General features: G+C 61.2%; 20 protein-coding genes. 12 read left to right on the top strand and 8 right to left on the bottom strand.

Features of this window, described 5'->3' with window-relative positions:
• Positions 1-317 precede the first annotated feature (317 nt).
• The gene (gene arcD, locus MKS85_RS23285) at positions 318-1,745 is read left to right on the top strand and encodes an arginine-ornithine antiporter (protein ID WP_047228375.1); all 1,428 of its coding nucleotides are present in this window, start codon (positions 318-320) and stop codon (positions 1,743-1,745) included.
• 88 nt (positions 1,746-1,833) lie between these two features.
• Here arcD and MKS85_RS23280 read toward each other — a convergent pair whose 3' ends face one another.
• The 7 genes from MKS85_RS23280 to gap all read right to left on the bottom strand — a co-directional run bounded on the left by MKS85_RS23280 (position 1,834) and on the right by gap (position 10,002).
• The gene (locus tag MKS85_RS23280) at positions 1,834-3,180 is read right to left on the bottom strand and encodes a CoA transferase (RefSeq protein WP_047228374.1); all 1,347 of its coding nucleotides are present in this window, start codon (positions 3,178-3,180) and stop codon (positions 1,834-1,836) included.
• A gap of 34 nt (positions 3,181-3,214) precedes the next feature.
• Complete coding sequence (locus MKS85_RS23275) at positions 3,215-3,643, bottom strand: YbaN family protein (RefSeq protein ID WP_188252314.1); 429 nt, start codon at positions 3,641-3,643, stop codon at positions 3,215-3,217.
• A 135-nt stretch (positions 3,644-3,778) separates the two neighbouring features.
• Positions 3,779-4,369, bottom strand: coding sequence for a biliverdin-producing heme oxygenase (locus tag MKS85_RS23270; protein WP_139050982.1), 591 nt, complete (start codon positions 4,367-4,369; stop codon positions 3,779-3,781).
• A 167-nt stretch (positions 4,370-4,536) separates the two neighbouring features.
• Entirely contained in the window at positions 4,537-7,131 is a 2,595-nt protein-coding gene (locus tag MKS85_RS23265; protein ID WP_188252315.1) for a TonB-dependent receptor, read from the bottom strand.
• 118 nt (positions 7,132-7,249) lie between these two features.
• A complete protein-coding gene (locus MKS85_RS23260) occupies positions 7,250-8,155 on the bottom strand; it encodes a FecR domain-containing protein (RefSeq protein ID WP_218575611.1) in 906 nt (301 codons plus the stop codon).
• A 169-nt stretch (positions 8,156-8,324) separates the two neighbouring features.
• Positions 8,325-8,843 (bottom strand): RNA polymerase sigma factor, encoded by a 519-nt coding sequence (locus MKS85_RS23255; protein ID WP_188252316.1) that lies wholly within the window; start codon positions 8,841-8,843, stop codon positions 8,325-8,327.
• A 157-nt stretch (positions 8,844-9,000) separates the two neighbouring features.
• Positions 9,001-10,002: a type I glyceraldehyde-3-phosphate dehydrogenase gene (gene gap, locus MKS85_RS23250; RefSeq protein ID WP_188252317.1), complete on the bottom strand. Its 1,002-nt coding sequence runs from the start codon at positions 10,000-10,002 to the stop codon at positions 9,001-9,003.
• Between the two features lie 219 nt (positions 10,003-10,221).
• Here gap and edd point away from each other — a divergent pair, with 219 nt between their 5' ends.
• The 11 genes from edd to MKS85_RS23195 all read left to right on the top strand — a co-directional run bounded on the left by edd (position 10,222) and on the right by MKS85_RS23195 (position 23,964).
• Positions 10,222-12,048: a phosphogluconate dehydratase gene (gene edd, locus MKS85_RS23245; RefSeq protein ID WP_047228367.1), complete on the top strand. Its 1,827-nt coding sequence runs from the start codon at positions 10,222-10,224 to the stop codon at positions 12,046-12,048.
• Positions 12,045-13,004 carry a glucokinase gene (locus MKS85_RS23240; RefSeq protein ID WP_139050979.1) on the top strand — a complete coding sequence of 320 codons (960 nt, stop codon included), beginning with the start codon at positions 12,045-12,047 and terminating at the stop codon, positions 13,002-13,004. Before edd ends, MKS85_RS23240 begins: the two co-directional genes overlap by 4 nt.
• Positions 13,005-13,182: 178 nt before the next feature.
• A complete protein-coding gene (locus MKS85_RS23235) occupies positions 13,183-13,914 on the top strand; it encodes a response regulator (RefSeq protein ID WP_047228365.1) in 732 nt (243 codons plus the stop codon).
• Positions 13,904-15,373, top strand: a complete 1,470-nt coding sequence (locus MKS85_RS23230) for an ATP-binding protein (RefSeq protein ID WP_047228364.1) — start codon at positions 13,904-13,906, stop codon at positions 15,371-15,373. The genes MKS85_RS23235 and MKS85_RS23230 overlap by 11 nt, the downstream gene beginning before the upstream one ends.
• 244 nt (positions 15,374-15,617) lie before the next feature.
• The gene (locus MKS85_RS23225) at positions 15,618-16,877 is read left to right on the top strand and encodes an AGE family epimerase/isomerase (protein WP_188252318.1); all 1,260 of its coding nucleotides are present in this window, start codon (positions 15,618-15,620) and stop codon (positions 16,875-16,877) included.
• A 116-nt stretch (positions 16,878-16,993) separates the two neighbouring features.
• A complete protein-coding gene (locus MKS85_RS23220; protein WP_047228362.1) occupies positions 16,994-18,295 on the top strand; it encodes an ABC transporter substrate-binding protein in 1,302 nt (433 codons plus the stop codon).
• A gap of 131 nt (positions 18,296-18,426) precedes the next feature.
• Complete coding sequence (locus MKS85_RS23215; protein WP_047228361.1) at positions 18,427-19,335, top strand: carbohydrate ABC transporter permease; 909 nt, start codon at positions 18,427-18,429, stop codon at positions 19,333-19,335.
• Positions 19,328-20,173 carry a carbohydrate ABC transporter permease gene (locus MKS85_RS23210; protein WP_047228360.1) on the top strand — a complete coding sequence of 282 codons (846 nt, stop codon included), beginning with the start codon at positions 19,328-19,330 and terminating at the stop codon, positions 20,171-20,173. The genes MKS85_RS23215 and MKS85_RS23210 overlap by 8 nt, the downstream gene beginning before the upstream one ends.
• 2 nt (positions 20,174-20,175) lie before the next feature.
• Entirely contained in the window at positions 20,176-21,336 is a 1,161-nt protein-coding gene (locus tag MKS85_RS23205; protein WP_188252319.1) for an ABC transporter ATP-binding protein, read from the top strand.
• 144 nt (positions 21,337-21,480) lie between these two features.
• Positions 21,481-22,827: a carbohydrate porin gene (locus MKS85_RS23200; protein WP_047228358.1), complete on the top strand. Its 1,347-nt coding sequence runs from the start codon at positions 21,481-21,483 to the stop codon at positions 22,825-22,827.
• Between the two features lie 282 nt (positions 22,828-23,109).
• Positions 23,110-23,964 (top strand): D-hexose-6-phosphate mutarotase, encoded by an 855-nt coding sequence (locus MKS85_RS23195; RefSeq protein ID WP_047228357.1) that lies wholly within the window; start codon positions 23,110-23,112, stop codon positions 23,962-23,964.
• Positions 23,965-24,105: 141 nt separating this feature from the next.
• Here the strand turns inward: MKS85_RS23195 and MKS85_RS23190 are convergent, their stop codons facing one another.
• Positions 24,106-24,966 carry a MurR/RpiR family transcriptional regulator gene (locus MKS85_RS23190; protein WP_171061416.1) on the bottom strand — a complete coding sequence of 287 codons (861 nt, stop codon included), beginning with the start codon at positions 24,964-24,966 and terminating at the stop codon, positions 24,106-24,108.
• Positions 24,967-25,021: the final 55 nt, after the last annotated feature.

Below are 25,021 nucleotides of genomic sequence, written 5' to 3'. Positions count from 1 at the left end.
CATGACAACATTCCATTGTTAATGAAGGCGTTAACGGCGTCCGTAGGCGTCTGTAGTTGTGCGAAAGGCCCACTCTATGGGCCGTTCGGCAGGGGAATATAAAGTTTCCTTCCCTCGGGATTATTCACGCTAGTTGATTTTCAATGAGTCGCAACTATTTTGTAGGCTGCTGACATGACAAAAATAATCTTGCCACATGGACTTTTTAATTGATGCCATTGGACAATGGTCGGTCCATAAGTATTTGGACTTTTCGTGGATGGCGTTATTCAAAAACGTTATGTCGCTTTATTTACTTATTTAAATAGTGAGAGAACATGCCGCAGCCCATCGAAAAGTTACCCCTCGGCGCCCTGATCGCATTGGTGGTGGGGTCGATGATCGGTGGAGGGATCTTTTCCCTGCCGCAAAACATGGCGGCTCGGGCGGATGTCGGAGCGGTGCTCATTGGCTGGGCCATTACCGCCGTCGGCATGCTGACCCTGGCCTTTGTGTTCCAGACCCTGGCCAATCGCAAGCCGGAACTGGACTCGGGCGTGTATGCCTATGCCAAGGCCGGGTTCGGTGACTACATGGGTTTTTCGTCCGCCTGGGGGTACTGGATCAGCGCCTGGATGGGCAACGTCGGTTACTTCGTGCTGCTGTTCAGTACCTTGGGCTATTTCTTCCCGGTGTTCGGCCAAGGCAATACGCCGGTGGCCATCGGCTGTGCATCGTTGCTGCTGTGGGCGGTGCATTTCCTGGTGCTGCGGGGCATCAGAGAAGCGGCGTTCATCAACCTGGTGACCACCGTGGCCAAGATCGTGCCGCTGTTGATGTTCGTTGTAATGGCCGGGGTGGCCTTCGAGGCCGAGATTTTCACCCGCGATATCTGGGGCACACTGAGCCCGGACCTGGGCAGTGTGATGGACCAGGTGCGGCACATGATGCTGGTCACGGTGTTCGTGTTCATCGGTATCGAAGGCGCCAGTGTGTATTCGGCGCGGGCAGAAAAACGCGCGGACGTAGGGCGTGCGACAGTGATCGGATTCCTCGGGGTGTTGGCGTTGCTGGTGCTGGTGAATGTGCTGTCCCTGGGGGTCATGAGCCAGCCTGAACTGGCGCAGTTGCAGAACCCATCCTTGGCCGGCGTCCTGGAGCATATCGTCGGGCCGTGGGGCGCGTTGCTGATCAGTGTGGGACTGGCGGTGTCACTGCTCGGCGCGCTGCTGTCCTGGGCGTTGTTGTGCGCGGAAATTCTTTACGCCACCGCCCGGGACAAGACCATGCCGGCATTCCTGACCAGGGAAAACGCCAACCATGCGCCGGTCAATGCGCTGTGGCTGACCAATGGCATGATCCAGCTGTTTTTGTTGATCACGCTGTTTTCCGCCGGTACCTACACCAGCCTGATCTATCTCGCCTCGTCGATGATTCTGGTGCCGTATCTGTGGTCGGCGGCCTATGCGGTGCTGCTATGCGCCCGTGGGGAAACCTATGAACAGGCCTCGGCCCGGCGCATGAAAGACCTGTGCATCGGTGGCGTTGCCCTGTGTTACGCGGTGTGGCTGTTGTATGCCGGTGGCGTGAAATACCTGCTGTTGTCGGCGCTGTTGTATGCGCCGGGGGTGATTCTGTTTGCCCAGGCCAAGCGCGAACAGGGGCAGCCCTTGTTCACCCACGTTGAGAAGGGGGTCTTTGCGTGCGTGATGGCCGGGGCGGGCATGGCGGCTTATGGGTTGTACAGTGGGTTTTTGGCGCTTTGAGGCGAAGGTCACTGTTTTGGGGGAGTTGAGGGGGGCTATGGGAGCGAGCCTTGCTCCCACATAAATCCCCTCGCCACACGGACGGTCGTCACCACCGGGCCCGATGCGCGCCCAACTCCGCCGCCGGCAAGGTCCATTGCAGGGGTGTTCCGGTGATTTTCAAGGGCACCTGCAGGCGATGGGCCGGTCCCCACGGCGTCTGTTCGACCACCAGTCCCTGATCATCCTCGGCCTCGGCCCGCAATGAGGTCGGATCCCCCGCGCCACGCTCGATCAAGAGCTTCGCCGTGCGCGCCAGTGACAAGCGTGCCGAGCCGCCCTGGCCGCTCATCAATCGTCGGGACAGCAACACAATCGCGCTGGCGGCCATCAGGTATCCGGTGCCGTGGTCCAGGGCCTGCACCGGCAGCGGGGTTGGCTTGTCTGTGTGTTTCCAGCCCATCCCGGCTTCGGCGATGCCGCTGCTCATTTGCACCAGGCTGTCGAAGCCGCGCCGGTTCTGCCAGGGGCCGCTCCAGCCGTAGGCGTTGAGGCTGACATCGATCAGACCAGGGGCGATTCGCTGGCGTTGTTCGGCACCGTAGCCCAAACGTTCCAGGGCGTCGGCGCGGTAGCCATGCAGGAGGATGTCGGTGTCCTTGAGCAGAGCCTCGAAGGCCACGCGATCTTCAGCTCGGTGCAAATCCAGGCGCGCGCAGCGTTTGCCGAGGGTGACCTCCGGCACCACGCCGGGCTCGTTCCAGCTCGGCGGGTCGATGCGCAGCACGTCGGCTCCCAGGCCTGCGAGGAACCGGCTGGCGATGGGGCCTGCCAGTACGCGGGTCAGATCCAGTACCTTGAGGCCCGCCAGTGGCTGGGTCACGGAGCCGAGCCAGGGCTTGCGCTGCTCTCCAGTCGTTTCACTCAGTTGCACCAGCGGCTCGGCATTGACTGCCAGGCCTTGAGGGTGGGTTTGCCACGCTTGCCATGAACGCATCTCGGCGGCGCAACCGCCCGCCTCGACCACCGACTGCTCCAGCTCGGCCTTGTTCCAGCGGGCCACCCTGGCCGCCATGTCGGCGCGGTCGGTGCAGGTGCCGAGGACTTTTTCCGCAGCAAGGCGATGATGCGGCGCATTGGTGTGCAGGCGAATCCAGCCGTCGGTGGTTGGGTAGTCGCCGGCTACCGGATCCCACATCGGCGGTACGCTCCAGCCGATGGGGCGCAAGGAGGTGGAGAACCAGAACGACGCCAGCCGTCGGTCGACCTCCAGGGCCGGCAGACGGCCGGTTTGCTGGTGGATGAGCTCGGCGGCGGCTTGGCCGGCTGCGGCGATACTGGCGCAGGCCAGCTCCGTGACGGCGAACGCCGACGGCAGGGCGCCGACGCCGGTGAAGGTGATCGGGGTCGTGGGCAAACCAAGCGCGGCTTGCATGGACGTGAGCAGATCTGACATCGAAAGCCCTCCGGAACGAGAGGGCGATCATAGTTCAAAATCGCGTTTGGGGGCCGCTTTGCGGCCCAGCGGGAGCAAGCTCCCGCACTTGTTCCGGGCGGAACCAGATCCACAGGTTACCCAGGACCATGCCGGCCAAGGCCAGATACACCGGCCAGCCGTGGTCGAGCATCACCAGCATCAGCCCGGCGCAGAACAGCATGCTGGCGGTGGCACCGACCTTGGTCCGGCGCGGGATGACCTTGCCGTTGCGCCAGTTGTGCAGCATCGGCCCGAACAGCCGGTGATTTTCCAGCCAGGCGCTCAGTCGCGGCGAACTGCGGGTGGCGGCCCAGGCTGCCAACAGGATGAACTCGGTGGTCGGCAGGCCGGGCACGACGATGGCGACCAGGCCGATGGCCAGGCTGGTGTAGGCGAGCAGGGCGAAGAGTAGTTGGGCGGTTTTCGAGGCTGGACAGTTCATGAACTTCTTTCAGGCCTACGCATTTCCTTGTGGGAGCGAGCCTGCTCGCGATAGCTGTGTGCCAGGCGCCATCATTGGAGGCTGACACACCGCAATCGCGAGCAGGCTCGCTCCCACAGGCAGTGGTGGTGAATTTCAGGCCAGTTCAGCTTCATAGGCGTGCTCGAGCAACACCGTAAACCGATTGAAGGCATCCAGCGCGCCTTTGTCCGCTTCGGCTTCCTGCTGTTCAGTGAAGGCCAGGCCGTCGAGGGTGCGGATGAAGGTTTTCCAGCCTTCAGCACGACCGCCGGCAGGTTCTGCCAGGTGCCGAGCGCCGAAGGTTTCGCTCAGGCCCAGGCCGACGGCGCGCTTGATCAAAAATGCAGCACCGAGCTTGGAGCCTTCGGAGACAAACAGCCAACCCAGGGCCTCGGCCTGGGTCGGATTTTTTACCGCGCCGGCTACTGGCGCGGGGACGTCGGTGTCCAGGTCCGCAAGATCTGCCTTGGCCGCTTCTGCCCGGCAACGGGCCGGCAGGTCGGGGATCAGGCTGGACAGTTCGGCGTCGTTGTACAGCGCCACCAGTTCCGATTGGAACAGGTACTGGGCCACGACGAAGCGGGCGAAGTTGGCCTTGGTTTCGAACGGGGCGTGGGCCTTGACCAGTGCATCGAGCCTGCTGTGGGGCTCGTGGGTGATCTGGTTCAAGCGTTGGGAGCGTAAAACGGGGTGTTGGGTAGTCATGAAAAACTCCTTCGAATGAGCACATTGTGGCGAGGGGCTGTGGGAGCAAAGCTTGCTCGCGAACAGGCGCCTCGATTCCTGGAAGACCGCATCACCTTCATCGCGGGCAAGCCTTGCTCCCACATGACGCTCCTCGCCACAGGTATTTGTTTTGCCTGGCAACCGAGTCAGATATCCCAGATCAGATTGACCGCGAAATTACGCCCGGGCTGGGTCAGACGGTCGAGGTTGGCGGGGCTCAGCACCGCTGCTTCGCCAACGCTGTCGTAGCCACGCACGTCATCCCACAGCCAGTACTTCTTGTCGGTGAGGTTGTAGAGACCACCGCTGACGGTGACGTCGTGGGTCACCTTGTAGAAACCGGTCAGGTCGAGGATGCCGAAGCCCGGGGTCTTGAACTGGCTGCTGACGCCATCGGGCGAGTTGAAGTTGCTGTCGTCGACGCGGTCTTTTTTCTTGACCAGGGTCCAGCTGAGCAACGTGCCGAACCGGTCCTGCTCGTAACCCAGGCCGAACACGCCGGTGAGCGGGTTGACGCTGTTGATCGGCTCGCCTGTGTCGTTATTGCGACCGTAGGCATAGGCCACCGAACCTTGGGTGTACAGGCCTTGCGGTGCGCCGAACAGATCCAGGTTCAGGCGTCCCTTGACCTCGGCGCCCTTGATGGTGGCGTGCTTGATGTTGTTGCTCTGGAAGGTCAGCGCATCGGCCCCGGGCGTGATCGCATCTTCGTTGATGAAGTCGCGATACTTGTTGTAGAACACCGCCACATCGAACGAACCGGAGTCGAAACGGCCCCGCAGGCCAGTCTCATAGCTTTTGCTTTTTTCCGGTTCCAGATCGGGGTTGGGTTCCACGCTGTAGCCGGCGCCGGGATTGTCAAAGCGACCATACAGCGCCTTGGCGGTTGGCGTGCGGAAGCCTTCGGCGTACTGGCCGTACCAGGTGTACTGGTCGCTCAGGGCGTAGGTCAGGCCGAATTTGGGCGAGACGCGATGCCAGGTCTTGTTCTTGTCGCTGACTTGACCGCCGCTGGTGGGGTCCACGGTGTTGAGGAATGCCTCGGTCAGGTGCGGCTTGAGCCGCGTGTAGTCGTAACGCAGGGCCGGCGTGAAAGTCCATCGGTTCCAACGGATCTGATCCTGGGCGAACAGGCTGTAGGTGTTGATGGTCGGGTCCGGGAAGTCGCTGGCTTTTTCCAGCACGTCCCGGGTGCTGATGGCACCGACGGCTGAGCAACCCACGCCGACGGCCAGACAGACGCCATTGCCACTGCGCGAACCGGTGACTTTCTGCTGCTTGATCGTGGTGCCGTAGGTCAGCGCGTGATCGGTGTCGGCGAGGCTGAAGGCCTTGTCCAACTGGGCGTCGAGAACCCACTGTTTTTCTTCGTAGAGGGTCTCTCGTGTGCGTAGCACCTGGCGGGTGATGGGGAAGTAAAACTCGGCGGTGCTCTGGTCGGTCTTGGCGATCTGATGGTTCAGGCTCCACTTCACGTGGTCGGCCAGCAGGCTGTCGAGGGCGAAGCTGTGCTCCAGGCCGAAGCGTTCGCGGCTGATGGTGTCGTTACCGGTGCGCCACTGATACATGCCGCCGGGCAATACAAAGTCAGGAATTGCCGGCTGGCCGTCGGAGTAGGGGCCGCCATAGGCACTTTTCAGATCGGTGTCCCGGCCATCCTTGTACTTCTCGTAGACCAGGCCCAGGCGCGAATCATCGTTGTAGTTCCAGCCGAGCTTGGCCAGCACATTGTGGGTGCGCACGTCTTCAGGGTTGGCCGCGGTGCGGTCCAGGCCGGTGCCGTTGTTATTGCCATAGGATTGGGTTTCATGACCGTCGCGCTGGCTGTAATGCAACAGGCCGTCGAACGGCCCACTGCGACCTGCGAGGGTGGCGGATTTGAGCCAGCTTTCGTCGGCGGAGCTGTAGCCGGTCTTCAGGCGGGCGCCGACGTCGTTACCCGGTTTGATGATGTCGTCCGGATCAAGGGTGAAATAGCTGACGGCGCCGCCGATGGCATTGCTGCCGTACAGCACCGAGGCCGGGCCGCGGAGGATCTCCACGCGCTTGACGATTTCCGGGTCCACGTAATTGCGCTGGGTCTTGGCGTACGGGCCGTTGAAGAAACCCCCGGGAATTTCCACACCGTCGACCTGCGTCAGCACCCGGTTGCCGTCGATTCCGCGAATGTTGTAGCCGCTGATGCCGCCGCGCTGGCCTGCCCCACCCACTGAAACGCCGGGTTCATAGCGCACCAGATCCTTGAGGGTGTTGACGTTGTTGCGGTCCAGTTCCTGCCGGTCGTGGACGCTGACGCTGCTGGGTACGCTGACGATGTCCTGTTCCTGGCGTGTGGCGCTGATCGTCACCTGTTGCAGGTTCAGTACGCTGCTGGTGCTGTGCTTTTGCAGAACAATGCTGGTGTTGCCCAGTTTGCGGTAGCTCAGGTTGGTCCCCACCAACAGGCGCTCCAGGGCTTTTTCCGCTGGCAGCGAGCCGTTGACGCCAGGCGACGCGACGCCTTCGGCCAGTTCTGCGGGCAAGCCGACCTGCCAGCCCGTGACCGCGGTGAACGCATTCAGTGCCGAGACCAGCGGTTGCTGGGCAATGGTAAAGGTGTAATCACCGATATTGCGCGCAGGCGGCTGCACGGTGGTGGCGGCGAGGGCGGTCGGCGCGGTGCCGGCGATCAGGATGGCGGCGGTCAGCAATGACAGTGTGCACGCAGGGGCAAGGGACCGGCGGGTAAGGCGAGAGGACATCGATAGCGCTCCGTGTCGCATCTGTTATAGGTGCAGATGATGTCGCTGGATGCGAATCAATTGCATTGGCTATAACGAGACGAACCAGCGAAGCCTATCGAGTAAAAATAATTCTCATTTAGTTCAGGATCACCAGCGCCGGGAATTCCTGGAGGCGCGCAGAGGTGATGTGGGCCAGAGAACGGACCACGTCCAGCGGCTGATCGAGGCGATAATTGCCGGTCACTGCAACCTGGGCCAACTGTTCATTGTTGTTGATGATCCAGCCAGGGTAGTAGCGTCGCAGCTCGGCCAGTACCTGGTTCAGCGGTCGATTCTCGAACACCAGTCGTCCCTGGACCCACGCCAGATCGGTGCTGGCATCCATCCGTGCAGGGCGGTCGAAGCCGTTGGGGCCGATGCGGATGCTTTCCCCGGCCGACAGCCTGACATGGGCGTCATAACGCGTGGCCCGCAAATCCACATCACCGCGCTGCACCTGCACTTGCGTCACGCCATCGAGGTAGCGCACCGCGAAGGTGGTGTTGCTGACGCTGGCGATGACCGGCCCGGCGTCGATTTGCAGAGGCAGGGTGCGTGTGTCCGGGACTTCGAAAAACGCCTCGCCTTTGTACAACCGAGCTATGTGCCGTTGGTCGTTGAACGTGCTGGAAAAGGCCGAGTCGGTGTTGAGCAGGACCTTGGAGCCATCCTCCAGTTGCAGGCGCTGGCGTTCACCGACCACGGTCAGGTGATCGGCCTGCAGACGCAGGGGCAGGTCGCTGAAGTTGAACAGGCCCAGAAACAGCACGGCAGCGGTGGCCAAGGGTTTCCAATGGGCGCGCAAGCGTGACAGTGCACTGGCTTGGGGGCGGCCTTTGAGTTGCCGGGCGCTTTGCATCACTTGCGGGCCGTTCCAGATCGCCTGGGCCCGCTTGAATGCCTGACCATGGCGCGGATCGGCCGCCAGCCAGGCCTGGAACTGCCGGGTCTGCTCCTCGCTGGGGTTGTCCAGCAGAATGAGCCAGTCCAGCGCCTGTTCCATGGCATGGGCGGTGTCCTGCGCCGCAGCGTGCTCAGGGGCACGTTGTTTGTCTGTCACGGTGGTTCCTCGCAGTGTCTTTTGCACGGCTATTTAGCGTCAGCGACCAAGCCTAGCAGGGTCGCAGGCCAGCGCAATCGGCGACGGCCTCTTAGAGAAAATCCTTACAGGTTCAGTCGCCACCAAGGCGTTCGGCCACGCCCACACAGATCGCCATGATCAGCTTCAGTTCCTTCTGCACGGTGCTCAGCGACACGTCCAGCCGTTTAGCGATGTCCTGGTAACTGTGACCGTGCAACCGGCTGAGGATAAAAATCTGCTGCTGTCGCGGGCTCAGCGCTTGCAGGCGGAGATTGAGGCGTTCGAGCATCTGCTCGGCATGGGCCGCGTCTTCGGCGCTGCTTTGGGGGGCGGCCACGTTGTGGACAACTTCCTGCGGCACGTCGTCCAGCAGGGTCCGGGACTGAATACGCCGCGCACGCAAGTGGTCCAGCGCCAGGTTGCGGGCGGTCTGGAAAACGAAGGGTTCGAGGTGCTCGACCGTGCGCTCGCCCAAGGCGCGAGTGACACGCAGGTAGGTTTCCTGAAGCAGGTCTTCGGCGGTGCTGGGGTTGTTGACCATGCGCTGGAGGGTGCGCAGCAGTGGCGTGCGCTGGGCAAGGAAGACGTGATGAAAGCGCGATTGACTCACGGTAGGGCCCGATTCGATTTGACTAGATGATAATGCTTATCATCTAGTTGATGGGTCAAGCCCTCATTTCACCACCCCGATTCCATGTGGGGAGCAAGCCTTGGAAGCAGGCCTGTGGGAGCAAAGCTTGCTCCCACATTACCGGCTGCGCAGTGAGTTACTCGGCGTTACACAACGCCAGGCAGTTATCCAGCATGCGGTTGGAGAAGCCCCATTCGTTGTCATACCAGGCCAGTACCTTGAGCAGCTTGCCGCTGGCCTTGGTGTGGTTGGCGTCGAAGATCGACGACAGCGGGTTGTGGTTGAAATCGCTGGAGACCAGCGGCAGGGTGTTGTAGCCGAGAATCTTCGAATGCTGGCTGGCCTGGCGCAGCAGTTCGTTGACTTCTTCGGCCGACGCTTCACGCTTGAGCTGCACGGTCAAATCCACCAGCGACACGTTGATCACCGGCACGCGCACGGCCATACCGGTCAGCTTGCCCGCCAGTTCCGGCAGCACCAGGCCCACCGCCTCGGCGGCGCCGGTCTTGCTCGGGATCATATTCTGTGTGGCCGAACGGGCGCGGTATGGGTCGCTGTGGTAGACGTCGGTCAGGTTCTGGTCATTGGTGTAGGCATGGATCGTGGTCATCAGGCCGCTTTCGATGCCCAGTTCGCGGTGCAGCACCTGGGCCACCGGGGCCAGGCAGTTGGTGGTGCACGAAGCGTTGGAGATGATCTGGTGGGACTGGCGCAAAATATCGTGGTTCACGCCGTACACCACGGTGGCGTCGGCACCCTTGGCCGGGGCCGAAATGATCACCTTGCGGGCGCCGGCGCTGATATGGGCGGCGGCCTTGGCGCGGTCGGTGAACAAACCGGTGCATTCGAACACGACGTCGATTTTTTCGGCGGCCCAGGGCAGTTCGGCCGGGTTGCGGATGGCGCTGACCGAGATACGGTCACCATTGACCGTCAGGCTTTCGTGATCGTGCTGCACCTCGGCATCGAAGGTGCCGTGAACCGTGTCGAACTTGAGCAGATGAGCATTGATTGCGCTGTCGCCCAGGTCGTTGATGGCGACGATCTGCAAGTCGCGACGATAACCTTGGGTATACAGTGCACGGAGGACGTTGCGGCCGATGCGGCCAAAACCATTGATTGCGATTCGAAGAGTCATTAACTGCGCCGCCGTCGATTTGTTGTTGGAATTACAAGATTATTCGCATAAAAATAGAAAACAAGCCTTTTTAGTGGCAATATTTTGTTTTATCTACAACGAGTGACCTGAATCAACTGGTCCGAATGGTCAAGAAATCCGCTGTCGCCCAATGCGTGGCGGGGTTTTGACCAGCATAGACAATCAGGTCGCCACACCCGTTAGCCTGGAGTTCTACACATGCATCCCCGCGTACTTGAGGTCACCGAACGGCTTATCGCCCGCAGCCGCGCCACGCGTCAGGCTTACCTTGCATTGATCCGCGGTGCAGCCAGCGACGGTCCGATGCGCGGTAAGTTGCAATGCGCCAACTTCGCCCACGGCGTGGCCGGTTGCGGCACCGAAGACAAGCATCACCTGCGGATGATGAACGCCGCCAACATCGCCATCGTGTCTTCCTACAACGACATGCTCTCGGCCCACCAGCCCTACGAAACCTTCCCGGAACAGATCAAGAAAGCCTTGCGCGAGATCGGCTCGGTCGGCCAGTTCGCCGGTGGCACGCCGGCCATGTGCGATGGCGTGACCCAAGGTGAGGCGGGGATGGAACTGAGCCTGCCGAGCCGCGAAGTGATCGCACTGTCGACGGCGGTGGCGTTGTCCCACAACATGTTCGACGGCGCACTGATGCTCGGCATCTGCGACAAGATCGTGCCAGGCCTGATGATGGGCGCGCTGCGTTTCGGTCATTTGCCGACGATTTTCGTGCCAGGCGGGCCCATGGTCTCAGGCATTTCCAACAAGCAGAAAGCCGATGTGCGTCAGCGCTATGCCGAGGGCAAGGCCACCCGCGAAGAGCTGCTGGAGTCGGAGATGAAGTCCTACCACAGCCCCGGCACCTGCACCTTCTACGGCACGGCCAACACCAACCAGTTGTTGATGGAAGTGATGGGCCTGCACTTGCCGGGTGCCTCGTTCGTCAACCCGAACACTCCGCTACGGGATGCGCTGACTCGCGAAGCGGCGTTCCAGGTCACGCGCCTGACCAAGCAGAGCGGCAACTTCATGCCCATCGGCGAAATCGTCGACGAGCGGTCGCTGGTCAATTCCGTTGTCGCGCTGCACGCCACCGGCGGTTCCACCAATCACACCTTGCACATGCCGGCCATTGCCATGGCCGCAGGCATCCAGCTGACCTGGCAGGACATGGCCGACCTCTCCGAGGTGGTGCCGACCCTGAGTCACGTCTATCCGAACGGCAAGGCCGACATCAACCACTTCCAGGCGGCGGGCGGCATGTCGTTCCTGATCCGTGAACTGCTGGAAGCCGGCTTGCTCCACGAAAACGTCAACACCGTGCTGGGTCACGGCCTGAGCCGCTACACCCAGGAACCGTTTCTCGAAGACGGCGAGCTGGTATGGCGCGAAGGCCCGATCGAAAGCCTCGATGAAAACATCCTGCGCCCGGTGGCCCGCGCGTTCTCGGCCGAGGGCGGGTTGCGGGTGATGGAAGGCAACCTGGGGCGCGGCGTGATGAAAGTCTCGGCGGTGGCCCTGGAAAACCAGGTCGTCGAAGCCCCGGCCATGGTCTTTCAGGATCAACAGGACCTGGCCGATGCGTTCAAGGCCGGCCTGCTGGAAAAAGATTTTGTCGCGGTGATGCGCTTCCAGGGCCCGCGCTCCAATGGCATGCCGGAGCTGCACAAGATGACACCGTTCCTCGGTGTATTGCAGGATCGCGGTTTCAAAGTGGCGTTGGTGACGGACGGACGCATGTCCGGCGCGTCGGGGAAAATTCCGGCGGCTATCCACGTCAGCCCCGAAGCCTACGTTGGCGGCGCATTGGCCCGCGTGCAGGAGGGCGATATCATCCGCGTCGATGGCGTCAAAGGCACCTTGGAGTTGAAGGTGGACGCCGAGGAATTCGCCGCACGCACACCGGCCAAGGGTTTGTTGGGCAACAACATTGGCACCGGTCGCGAGCTGTTTGGTTTCATGCGCATGGCCTTCAGCTCGGCAGAGCAGGGCGCCAGCGCCTTCACTTCTGCCCTGGAGACGCTTAATTGAAACTGGCTTTGGTCGGTGACATCGGTGGGACCAACGCGCGGTTCGCCTTGTGGAAGAACCACAACCTGGAGAATATCCAGGTGCTGGCGACTGCGGATTACGCCTGCCCCGAAGATGCCATCAAGGTTTACCTGAGCGGCGTGGGCCTGAAGCCGGGTTCGATCGGTTCGGTTTGCCTGTCCGTGGCGGGGCCGGTCAGCGGCGATGAGTTTCGCTTCACCAACAATCACTGGCGCCTGAGCAATCTGGCCTTTTGCAAGACCCTTGAGGTCGAGAAGCTGCTGCTGGTCAATGACTTTTCGGCCATGGCCCTGGGCATGACGTGCTTGCGTCCCGATGAATACCGGGTTGTCTGCGAGGGCACGCCGGAGCCGTTGCGTCCGGCGGTGGTGATCGGTCCTGGCACCGGGCTGGGTGTGGGCACGTTGCTGGATTTGGGCGGCGGTCGTTTTGCGGCATTGCCGGGGGAGGGTGGCCATGTCGACCTGCCCATGAGCAGCCCGCGGGAAACCCAGCTGTGGCAGCACATCTACAACGAGATCGGTCATGTCAGTGCCGAAACCGCCCTGAGCGGCAGCGGGTTACCTCGGGTGTACCGCGCCATCTGCGCGGTGGATGGCCATACGCCGGTGCTCGACACGCCCGAATCCATCACCGCCGCCGGCCTGGCCGGAGACCCCATTGCCCTGGAAGTGCTCGAGCAATTCTGCCGCTGGCTGGGGCGAGTGGCCGGTAACAATGTGCTGACGGTGGGTGGGCGTGGCGGTGTATACATCGTCGGCGGGGTGGTCCCGCGATTCGCCGATTTTTTCCTTGAAAGTGGTTTCGCCCGTTGCTTCGCCGACAAGGGCTGCATGAGCGATTATTTCAAGGGCATTCCAGTCTGGCTGGTGACGGCGCCGTATTCCGGGCTGATGGGCGCGGGTGTGGCGTTGGAGCAATCGACTCCAGTTTGAAATGTGATCCCCTGTGGGAGCGAGCTTGCTCGCGATGACGGAGTGTCAGTCGCCATTGATGTTGACTGATACACCGCTATCGCGAGCAAGCTCGCTCCCACAGGGGTTTTGTAGTGTGTTTGTAGTCCTCATCCATCAGGCATAATCGCCCCAACCCAAACAACAAGGACGAGGCCCTGTGAGTTCAGTGAACAAATCGATTTTGTTGGTCGACGACGACCAGGAGATTCGCGAACTGCTGGACACTTACCTCAGTCGCGCGGGTTTTCAGGTACGTACTACCCCTGATGGCGCCGGGTTTCGCCAGGCACTTAACGAAGCAGCCAGCGATCTGGTGATCCTCGACGTGATGCTGCCCGACGAGGACGGCTTCAGCCTTTGCCGCTGGGTTCGCCAGCACCCGCGCCAGGCCCACGTACCAATCATCATGCTCACGGCCAGTTCCGACGAGGCCGACCGGGTTATCGGCCTTGAGCTGGGGGCCGATGATTATCTGGGCAAACCTTTCAGTCCGCGTGAACTCCAGGCGCGCATCAAGGCGCTGTTGCGTCGTGCGCAGTTTGGCCAGGAACGCTCCGGCGGCGAAGTGTTGGCCTTCGACGAGTGGCGGCTGGACATGGTCAGCCATCGACTGTTCCACACCGACGGCGAAGAAGTGATCCTCTCCGGCGCCGATTTCGCCTTGCTCAAGCTGTTTCTTGACCATCCCCAGGAAATCCTCGACCGCGACACCATTGGCAACGCCACTCGCGGTCGGGAGTTGATGCCCCTGGACCGAATCGTCGACATGGCGGTCAGTCGTCTGCGCCAGCGCCTGCGTGACACCGACAAGCCACCACGGTTGATCCGCACGGTGCGCGGCAGTGGTTATCAACTGGCGGCCAGTGTGATTGCCAGCAATGGTCATTGATTGGATCAAGAAAATAGCCCGACGGGTGCCGGTGCCGCGTTCGTTGCTTGGAAGAATGCTGCTGCTGACCCTGCTGGTGGTGCTGTTCGCCCAGACCCTGTCCAGTCTGATCTGGGTCTCGCAACTGCGCGCCACCCAGCTCGAAGGCCTGGTCACCAGCGCCCGTAGCCTGGCTCATTCGATGACCGCCAGTGTCAGCTATCTGCGCTCGTTGCCGGTGGCTTACCGGCCATTGGTGCTGGATCAATTGCGCAGCATGGGCGGCACGCGGTTTGTCGTCACGCTCAACGACAAACCCCTGGGCATGGACGTGCTGCCGGTTACGCCGCGCAAGCTGGCGGTGCTCAAGGCGGTGGATGACGTACTGCGAAAATCCCTGGGCAACAGCGCCGACATCTCGGTGAAGTTTGTCAGCCCCGAAGACCTGCGGATTTTCAACGGCGGCCTGAAGCTTGATGAATTGCCGCGCTCCTGGGCCCACTACGCCTTGACCCTGGAGCCGGTGAACCCGCCGGTGCTGGTCACGCAAATCCAGATGGCGCCGGGCGAATGGCTGTACATCGCTTCGCTGCTCCCAGAGCCCTACACCAGTCTTGAAGAGCAGAGCCTGCCGACGCAGCAGGTCGGTTTCATCGTGCTGACCAGCAGCCTGTTGTTGCTGTTCATCGGTTTGCTGGTGCATTGGCAGAGCCGGCCCCTCAAACGCCTGGCCCGCGCGGCACGCGACATGTCCCTGGGCGCCGAAGTGGAACCGGTAGCTGAAGGCGGCGGCAGCGAAGTGGTGGAAGTGGGCAGGGCATTCAATGCCATGCGTGAACGCATCAGCCGTTACCTGACCGAACGCAGCCAATTGTTCAGCGCGATTTCCCATGACTTGCGCACGCCGATCACGCGGCTGCGCTTGCGGGTCGAACTGCTGGAGGACGAAAACCTGCAGGCCAAGTTCGGCCGCGACCTGGACGAGCTGGAGTTATTGGTCAAAGGTGCGTTGCAATGCGTCAAGGACACCGACATTCACGAAAACATCGAGCCGGTGGACCTCAACCATGTGCTCGATTGCCTGGTCGAGCCGTACCTGGCGCCCAATGGCAATGGTCGGGTGACCCAGGATGGCCGCGCGTTGGCGCCGTATCCTGGCAAGCCACTGGCCCTCAAGCGCTGCATCGGTAACCTGATCGACAATGCGCTGAAGTACGGGCAAAACGCCCATTTGCACATCGATGACGATGACACCGCGTTCATCCTGCACGTCGACGACGAGGGGCCAGGTGTGCCGGAGCAACGTCTGGAGCAAGTCTTCGAACCGCACTTTCGCCTGGCCGGGCAGCAGCAGGGCTATGGCCTGGGCCTGGGCATCGCCCGCAACATCGCCCATAGCCATGGCGGCGAAGTCAGCCTGCAGAACCTGCGCGAGGGTGGGTTGCGGGTGACATTGCAGTTGCCTCGCAGTGTGGATTAGTCGGACCGCGTTCTCGTTGATCGCGAGCAGGCTCGCTCCCACAGGGCTCGGTGGTGACCACAAAAATTGTTTATTCCCTGGCGCCAATGTGGGAGCGAGCCTGCTCGCGATGATGCCGTCAGCTTCAGCACATCGCTCAAGTGAATGTCACAAGTCGGTGACATAACTCGCCCCTTTCGTTACCTGCCACCCGCCATCCCTTGTTTAGACTCCCTGCGTCAAAACAACAAAAAAAGGTACTCCCATGGACACCTTCCAACCGGCCTTCAGCAGTTGGCTGAATGCGCCTGCCCACCAGCAATGGCTTGCCGCCGAAGGCTTGCGTCTGCTGGCGTTCGCCAAGGCCTCGAAGCTGCCGGACGGCTTTGGCAACCTGGACGAGCAGGGTCGCCTGCCGGACGATGCCCGGGCTGAAACCATGAACACCGCACGCATGACCCATAGCTTCGCCATGGCCCATATCCAGGGGCTGCCGGGGTTCTCCGAGCTGGTGGACCACGGTGTCCAGGCCCTCAGCGGCCCTCTGCGGGACGCCGAGCACGGCGGCTGGTTCGCCACGGCGCAACCCCATGAGAACGACACCGGCAAGGCCGCCTACCTGCACGCATTTGTCGCCTTGGCGGCCAGTTCCGCGGTGGTGGCCCAACGTCCTGGCGCCCAGGCGTTGCTGGATGAAGCCGTGCGGGTGATCGATACGCACTTCTGGAGCGAAGAGGAGGGCGCCCTGCGCGAGTCCTTCAACCGCGACTGGAGCGACGAAGAAGCCTATCGCGGCGCCAACAGCAACATGCACGCCACCGAAGCCTTCCTGGCCCTGGCCGATGCCACGGACGAGCCCCGCTGGCTGGTCCGCGCGCTGCGTATCGTTGAGCGGGTAATCCACGGCCACGCCGCCGCCAATGACTACCTGGTGGTGGAACACTTCGATCGTCACTGGCAGCCGCTTCGCGAGTACAACCACGACAACCCCGCCGACGGTTTTCGCCCTTACGGCACCACGCCCGGCCATGGTTTCGAATGGGCGCGGCTGCTGTTGCACCTTGAGGCTGCACGGGTGCAGATTGGCATGTTGACCCCGGGCTGGCTGGCCCAGGATGCGCAAAAACTTTTTGACCAGAATTGCCGCCACGGTTGGGAGGTCGACGGCGCCCCAGGCCTTGTCTACACCCTGGACTGGGACAATCGCGCGGTAGTTCGCCATCGCCTGCATTGGGTGCATGCCGAAGCAGCCGCCGCCGCCAGTGCCTTGCTCAAACGCACCGACGAGGCGCAATACGAAGCCTGGTACCGGCGGTTCTGGGAGTTCTGTGACAAACATTTCATCGACCGTTGCAATGGCAGTTGGCACCACGAGCTCGATCCGCAAAATCGCCCCAGCGCCGACATCTGGCCGGGCAAGCCGGACCTGTATCACGCCTGGCAGGCCGTGCTGATCCCGCGTTTGCCCCTCGCCCCCAGCATGGCGACGGCGTTGGCGAAACTCTCCAGTCCCGCGCCTGTGTAACCATGCCGTGACATTTACGCGTCCCTTCGTTACCTGCGAAGGGATTTCCCCTGTTTAGAATCCATGCAGCGCAAGCACCAGACTTGCATGCATAACAACAAGAAAGGTACTTCTAGATGAATGCGATTTCTCGCCTCGCTACTGTCATTTCTCTTGCTTCCCTGCTTCCCGTCGCAGCATTCCCTGTCAGCGCCCTTGCCGCCGAATCCAAAGGCAGCGTGGAAGTCGTTCACTGGTGGACGTCCGGTGGCGAAAAAGCCGCGGTCGATGTGCTCAAGGCCCAGGTAGAGAAAGACGGCTTTACCTGGAAGGATGGCGCTGTTGCCGGTGGTGGCGGCTCAACTGCCATGACCGTGCTCAAGAGTCGTGCCGTGGCCGGTAACCCACCGGGTGTGGCCCAGATCAAAGGCCCGGACATCCAGGAGTGGGCGTCTACCGGACTGCTCGACACCGACGTCCTGAAAGACGTTGCCAAAGAAGAGAAGTGGGACAGCCTGCTCGACAAGAAAGTCTCCGATACCGTGAAGTACGAAGGTGACTACGTTGCCGTGCCGGTGAACATCCACCGCGTCAACTGGCTGTGGATCAACCCGGAAGTCTTCAAGAAAGCCGGCATCACCAAAAACCCCACCACCCTCGAAGAATTCTACGCCGCCGGCGACAAGCTCAAGGCAGCAGGCTTCATTGCGCTGGCCCACGGCGGCCAGCCTTGGCAGGACAGCACGGTGTTCGAAGCCGTGGTGCTCTCGGTCATGGGCGTCGATGGCTACAAGAAAGCCCTGGTCGATCTGGACAACAAAGCCCTGACCGGTCCGGACATGGTCAAGGCGTTGACCGAGCTCAAGAAAGTCGCGACCTACATGGACGTGGACGGCAAGGGGCAGGACTGGAACCTGGAAGCGGCCAAGGTCATCAACGGCAAGGCCGGCATGCAGATCATGGGTGACTGGGCCAAGAGCGAATGGACCGCCGCGAAGAAAGTCGCCGGCAAGGACTACGAGTGTGTAGCTTTCCCGGGGACCGACAAGGCCTTCACCTACAACATCGACTCCCTGGCGGTGTTCAAGCAGAAAGACGAAGGCACCGCGGCCGGTCAGAAGGACATCGCCAAGGTCGTGCTGGGTGAGAACTTCCAGAAAGTCTTCAGCATCAACAAGGGTTCGATCCCGGTGCGCAACGACATGCTGGCCGACATGGCCAAGTACGGTTTCGATTCCTGCGCCCAGACCGCTGCCAAGGACTTCCTGGCGGACGCCAAGTCCGGCGGCCTGCAGCCGAGCATGGCGCACAACATGGCGACCACGTTGGCAGTACAGGGCGCGTTCTTTGACGTGGTGACCAACTTCATCAACGACCCGAAAGCCGACCCAGCCGACGCCGCCAAGAAGCTTGGCGCAGCGGTTCAGTCTGCCAAGTAAAGCAGTTAGAAGCTACAAGCTACAAGCTACAAGCTACAAGCTACAAGCTGCAAGGGGGCACTGCTTATCTTGCCGCCTGCAGCTTGTCACTTGTAGCTGCCCCTAGTCTTTCTCTTGTACTGGATCTTCCCATGAGTTCTGTTGCTGTGTTCAGCAAGGCCTCGCCGTTCGATGCATTGCAGCGCTGGCTCCCAAAACTGGTGCTGGCGCCGAGCATGTTCATCGTTCTGGTGGGCTTCTACGGTTATATCTTGTGGACGTTTGTTCTGTCGTTCACCACCTCGACCTTTCTGCCGAACTACAAGTGGGCGGGCCTGGCGCAATACGCGCGGCTGTGGGACAACGACCGCTGGTGGGTGGCGAGCAAGAACCTGGCGCTCTTTGGCGGCATGTTCATCGGCATCACCCTGGTGATCGGCGTGCTGCTGGCGGTGTTTCTTGACCAGCGCATTCGTCGTGAAGGTTTCATCCGCACCATTTACCTGTATCCGATGGCGCTCTCGATGATCGTCACCGGTACGGCCTGGAAGTGGTTGCTCAACCCAGGCATGGGCCTGGACAAATTGTTGCGTGACTGGGGCTGGGAAGGTTTTCGCCTGGACTGGCTGATCGACCCGGACCGTGTGGTGTATTGCCTGGTGATCGCCGCAGTGTGGCAGGCCTCGGGTTTCATCATGGCGATGTTCCTGGCCGGCCTGCGTGGGGTGGATCAATCGATCATCCGGGCTGCGCAGATCGATGGCGCGAGCATGCCGCGCATCTACTGGAAAGTGGTGCTGCCGAGCCTGCGTCCGGTGTTCTTCAGCGCCGTAATGATCCTGGCGCACATCGCGATCAAGAGCTTTGACCTGGTGGCGGCGATGACAGCCGGCGGCCCGGGTTACTCCTCTGACCTGCCTGCCATGTTCATGTACTCCTTCACATTCAGTCGCGGCCAGATGGGCATGGGCTCGGCCAGTGCGATTCTGATGCTCGGTGCGATTCTCGCAATCATCGTGCCTTACCTGTACTCCGAGCTGAGGACCAAGCGTCATGACTAGTCTCGCTGCCAAACCTTCCATCAGCCTGAGTCGCATCGCGATCTACGCGGTACTGATCCTTGCCGTATTGCTTTACCTGGTGCCGCTGGTAGTCATGCTGTTGACCAGCTTCAAGACCCCGGAAGACATCAGCACCGGCAACCTGCTGAGCTGGCCGACCGTGGTCACCGGCATCGGCTGGGTCAAGGCCTGGGCCACGGTTGACGGGTATTTCTGGAACTCGATCAAGATCACCGTCCCGGCGGTGCTGATCTCCACCGCGATCGGTGCATTGAACGGCTACGTGTTGTCGATGTGGCGCTTTCGCGGTTCGCAGTTGTTCTTCGGCCTGCTGCTGTTCGGCTGCTTCCTGCCGTTCCAGACCGTCCTGCTGCCGGCTTCGTTCACGCTCGGCAAGATGGGCCTGGCCAGTACCACCACGGGGCTGGTGTTCATACATGTGGTCTACGGCCTGGCGTTCACCACGCTGTTTTTCCGTAACTACTACGTGAGCATTCCCGATGCGCTGGTGAAAGCGGCGCGACTGGACGGTGCGGGTTTCTTCACCATCTTCCGGCGGATCATCCTGCCGATGTCCACCCCGATCATCATGGTCTGCCTGATCTGGCAGTTCACCCAGATCTGGAACGACTTCCTGTTCGGCGTGGTGTTCTCCAGCGGCGATTCGCAGCCCATCACGGTGGCGCTGAACAACTTGGTCAACACCAGTACCGGGGCCAAGGAATACAACGTTGATATGGCGGCGGCGATGATCGCCGGGCTGCCGACCCTGCTGGTCTATGTGGTGGCAGGCAAGTATTTCGTGCGCGGTCTGACGGCCGGCGCAGTCAAGGGGTAATCATGGCAACGCTCGAACTTCGCAATGTAAACAAGACCTATGGTGCCGGCCTGCCGGACACCCTGAAGAACATCGAGTTGTCGATCAAGGACGGTGAGTTCCTGATCCTCGTCGGCCCTTCGGGCTGCGGCAAGTCGACGCTGATGAACTGCATCGCCGGCCTTGAAACCATTACCGGCGGCGCGATCATGATCGGTGACCAGGATGTCAGCGGCATGAGTCCGAAGGATCGCGACATCGCCATGGTGTTCCAGTCCTACGCGCTGTACCCGACCATGAGCGTGCGGGAGAACATCGAGTTCGGTCTGAAGATTCGCAAGATGAGCCAGCCGGCCATCGACGAAGAAGTCACCCGCGTGGCCAAGCTGTTGCAGATCGAACACCTGCTCAACCGCAAGCCCGGCCAGTTGTCCGGTGGCCAGCAACAGCGCGTGGCCATGGGCCGGGCGCTGGCGCGGCGGCCGAAGATCTACCTGTTCGACGAACCGCTGTCCAACCTCGACGCCAAGCTGCGGGTCGAGATGCGCACTGAAATGAAACTGATGCACCAGCGCCTGAAGACCACCACGGTCTACGTCACCCACGACCAGATCGAAGCCATGACCCTGGGCGACAAAGTGGCGGTGATGAAGGACGGCATCATCCAGCAGTTCGGCACGCCGAAAGACATCTACACCAACCCGGCCAACCTGTTCGTGGCGAGCTTCATCGGTTCGCCACCGATGAACTTCATCCCCCTGCGCCTGCAACGCAAGGACGGCCGTCTGCTGGCCTTGCTCGACAGCGGCCAGGCTCGTTGTGAGCTGCCGATGGGCATGCAGGATGCGGGTCTGGAAGACCGTGAAGTGATCCTCGGCCTGCGCCCGGAACAGATCATGCTGGCGGGCAACGAGCCCAATGGTTTGCCGACCATTCGCGCCGAAGTCCAGGTCACCGAACCTACCGGACCGGACACGCTGGTGTTCGTCAACCTGAACGACACCAAGGTCTGCTGCCGCCTGGCGCCGGACGTGGCGCCGCTGGTGGGGGAGACCCTGACGCTGCAATTCGATCCTTCGAAAGTGCTGCTGTTCGACGCCAAGTCCGGCGAACGCCTGGGCCTGGCCGGCCAAGTGCAGACAGATGCCCGGACCGCAAACGTAGCGCAGTTCAAAGGCCGATGAAGAACAAATGGGGGAGGGGGCTTTGCTCCCAAACAAGCTCTCTCCCACAAGGGAGTATGCGGTGAGTGGGGGACCATTCGCCGCAATCGTTGTAAACCGCGTTAGATAAAAACAGTTAATAACAATAAAGACGAGGATGTAGGGATGAAGAAGAACAACAACGCCCGGCGTGTCTGCCAATTGTCCGCTGTTGCGGCGATGATGCTGGCCGGTAGTGCGCACGCGGCCGAGGCTTTCAGCGCCGATTCGCAGTGGATGACGGGCGACTGGGGTGGCGAGCGGACCAGGCTGATCGAGCAAGGTATCGATATCAAGGCTGATTTCGTCGGTGAGATGGGGGCCAATCTCGACGGCGGTTACAACGATGACAAGACTGCGCGTTGGTCCCAGCAGTTTGGCTTGGGTGTAGCCCTCGACCTGGAGAAACTGGCAGGTTGGGGTGATACCACGGCCAAGATTCAATTCACTCGCCGTGACGGTCGCAACATCTCCAACGACCGTATCGGTGATCCACGTGCCGGCACCCTCAGCTCTTCCCAGGAAGTCTGGGGCCGTGGGCAAACCACCCGTCTGACGCAGTTGTGGATCAAGCAGCAGTATTTCGACAGTAAGCTGGATGTCAAAGCCGGTTATTACGGGGTCGGTGAAGATTTCAACAGTTTCCCGTGCGAGTTCCAGAACCTGGCGTTCTGCGGTTCGCAAGCGGGTAACTGGGCAACCGGCATCTGGTACAACTGGCCGATCATGCAGGCGGCGATTCGCGTCAAGTACAACCTCACGCCCGAACTCTATGCGCAGATCGGTGCTTACAACCAGAACCCTTCGCAGCTGGAAAACGGAAACCGCTACAAGCTCAGCGGCAGTGGCACCAAGGGCACGCTCATTCCGGTCGAGTTGGTCTGGTCGCCCAAGCTCAATGGCCTGCCAGGCGAATACCGTGTCGGTTACTACAAAAGTACGGCCAAGGCTGACGACGTGCGCGAAGACGACAATGGCCAGGATGCCGCGACAACCGGTAACGCCTACCGCAGCCACAGCAGCAAGGATGGCTACTGGTTCGTGGTGCAGCAACAGCTCACCACCCACAACGGTGATGCATCGCGCGGTCTGAACATTGCGGCCAACGCCACCTTCCATGACAAGGAAACCAACGTCGTCGACAACTACCAGTCGCTGATGTTCGTGTACAAGGGGCCGTTCAATGCGCGTCCTAAAGATGACGTCGGGATTGGTTTTTCCCGCATCCATGTCAACGAAGATGTGAAGAAAAACGCCGAGCTGGTCAACGCGGCCAATGGTGTCAGCGACTACGACGATCCGTTGTTCTCGCCGTTGCGTGGCACCGAATACAACTACGAAATCAACTACGGTTTCCACGTGACCAACTGGCTGACCGTACGCCCTAACCTGCAATACATCACTCATCCGGGTGGTGTGAATGAAGTCGACGACGCGCTGGTCGCCGGTCTGAAAATTCAGTCGGTGTTCTAACGCTGTTGCGATAAGCTCCTCTCTATGTGCGCATATTTGCGGATGGCCAAGGCTGTCCGCTTTTTTTTGCGGAGTGTGCTTGGTTGACGCTGGGCTTGTGGCGAGGGAGCTTGCTCCCGCTGGGTTGCGAAGCGACCCCAAAGCCATTCACTGCGGTGCCTCAGCCAGGCCGCATTTGCCTTGTTTACGACTGCTTCGCAGCCGAGCGGGAGCAAGCTCCCTCGCCACAAAAAATGCGTTGCAAACAGATGAGTAACTCAATGATTTCCAGGACCGCAGCTCATGCATGAGCATCCGCTACAACGCTTTTTCAGATCCTTGCGCGAGCGCCCGGTGTTTGCGTGGGAGCGCTATCAGCAACGTGATGTGTTGGTGATCGATCATCCTCTGTGCCAGGCGGTGTTCAGTCGCCAGGGCGCGCAGCTGTTGCACTTTCAGCCGCGGGGGCAGAAACCCTGGTTGTGGTGTGCGGCCAAGTGGCCACAAGTCGGTGCGATCCGCGGCGGGGTGCCGGTGTGCTGGCCGTGGTATGGCCGTCATCCCAGCGAAAACGCCTGGCCGTCCCATGGCTGGGCACGGTTGATCGACTGGAAACTGCTCGACAGCCGCAGCGATGAAGACGGTGTGCACCTGCACTGGCAGCTCCAGTTGTGCGACTGGCAGGTCGATCTGTACGCCGATCTGGGCGAACGCATGGAATTACGCTTGAGCACCGAGCATCAAGACAGCCTGCCGTGCCAATTGAGCCAGGCTCTGCACGCCTATTGGCGTATTGGTGACGTGGGTGAGATAGCGCTGTCTGGGCTTGAAGGCGCGCTGGGCTACGACCAGTTGAACCGTGCAGCCTGCCAGCAGGAAGGCGATTTGCGGGTCGAGGGCGGTTGTCAGCGGGTGTTCCAGCACGAGGGTGAACTGCAGCTTAAAGACCACGCCTGGCAGCGTGAGCTGTGCATCGACACCGGCGCCAGTGCCGATACCGTGGTGTGGCATCCCGGTGCCCGGCCTTTGCTGGGGGTGAGCTGGGATGAGGTGTCGGAGTTCGTCTGCGTCGAAGCGGCCAGCGGTGGCACTGACAGCCTGTGCCTGGCACCGGGGGAGCGGGCGCATTTGAGTTTGCAGGCGCGGGTGGGGGCTTAGTTCGGGATCTGGAGTGTTGCTGCTGGCCCCATCGCGAGCAAGCTCGCTCCCACAGGGGGCTTGTGAACGCCAAAGATCCAGTGTGGGAGCGAGCTTGCTCGCGATAGCGGTTTATCAGGCGACAAGATACCCAAGGTCGAATCAGTTGAACTCATCCCCCACCGGATACCGGCTGGCATTGAGGCTTTCCTTGATCTTGCGAAGATGCGGCTGGAAGTCCACACCGCGGCGCAAGGTCATGCCGGTGGCGAGCACGTCCAGCACAGTGAGCTGGATGATCCGCGAGGTCATCGGCATGTAGATGTCGGTGTCTTCGGGCAGCGGGATGTTCAGGCTCAGGGTGCTGGCCTTGGCCAGGGGCGAGCCTTCGGCGGTCAGCCCCAGTACCGACGCGCCGTTCTCCCGGGCGATGCGTGCGACTTCCACCAGCTCGCGGGTACGGCCGGTGTAGGAAATGATCACGAACAGCTCGCCCGTGTGGGCCACTGACGCGATCATCCGCTGCATCAGCACATCGGCGTGGGCGGTCACCGCCAGGTTGAAGCGGAAGAACTTGTGCTGGGCATCCAGCGCCACCGGTGCCGAGGCGCCGAGGCCGAAGAAGTGAATCTGCCGGGCCTGGATCAGCAGGTCCACGGCACGACTGATCAAATTGGGATCAAGGGCCTGGCAGGCGCTGTCCAATGAGGCAATGGCACTGCCAAAGATTTTCCGGGTGTAGGCTTCCGGGTTGTCATCGGCCTCCACTGCGCGACTGACGTAAGCGGCGCCGCTGGCCAGGCTTTGGGCCAGTTGCAGCTTGAGTTCCGGGTAGCCGCTGACGCCGAATGAGCGGCAGAAGCGGTTGACGGTCGGTTCGCTGACCGAAGCGGCCTGGGCGAGGGCGGCGATGCTGAAGCGGGTGGCCTGCTGTGGGTTGAGCAGGATCACTTCGGCCACTTTGCGTTCTGCCTTGTTCAGGTCTTCAAGGCGACTCTGGATCTGTTCCAGTAAATTTCGCACGCGGTCCATACAAGATTCCTAGAAAGACGGGTCTTTGATACGACCCTTTGCGGTG

The organism is Pseudomonas sp. JL2 (genome assembly GCF_031570495.1).
Taxonomy (GTDB): domain Bacteria; phylum Pseudomonadota; class Gammaproteobacteria; order Pseudomonadales; family Pseudomonadaceae; genus Aquipseudomonas; species Aquipseudomonas rhizophila.
This window is presented reverse-complemented; position numbering and strand designations above follow the sequence as displayed.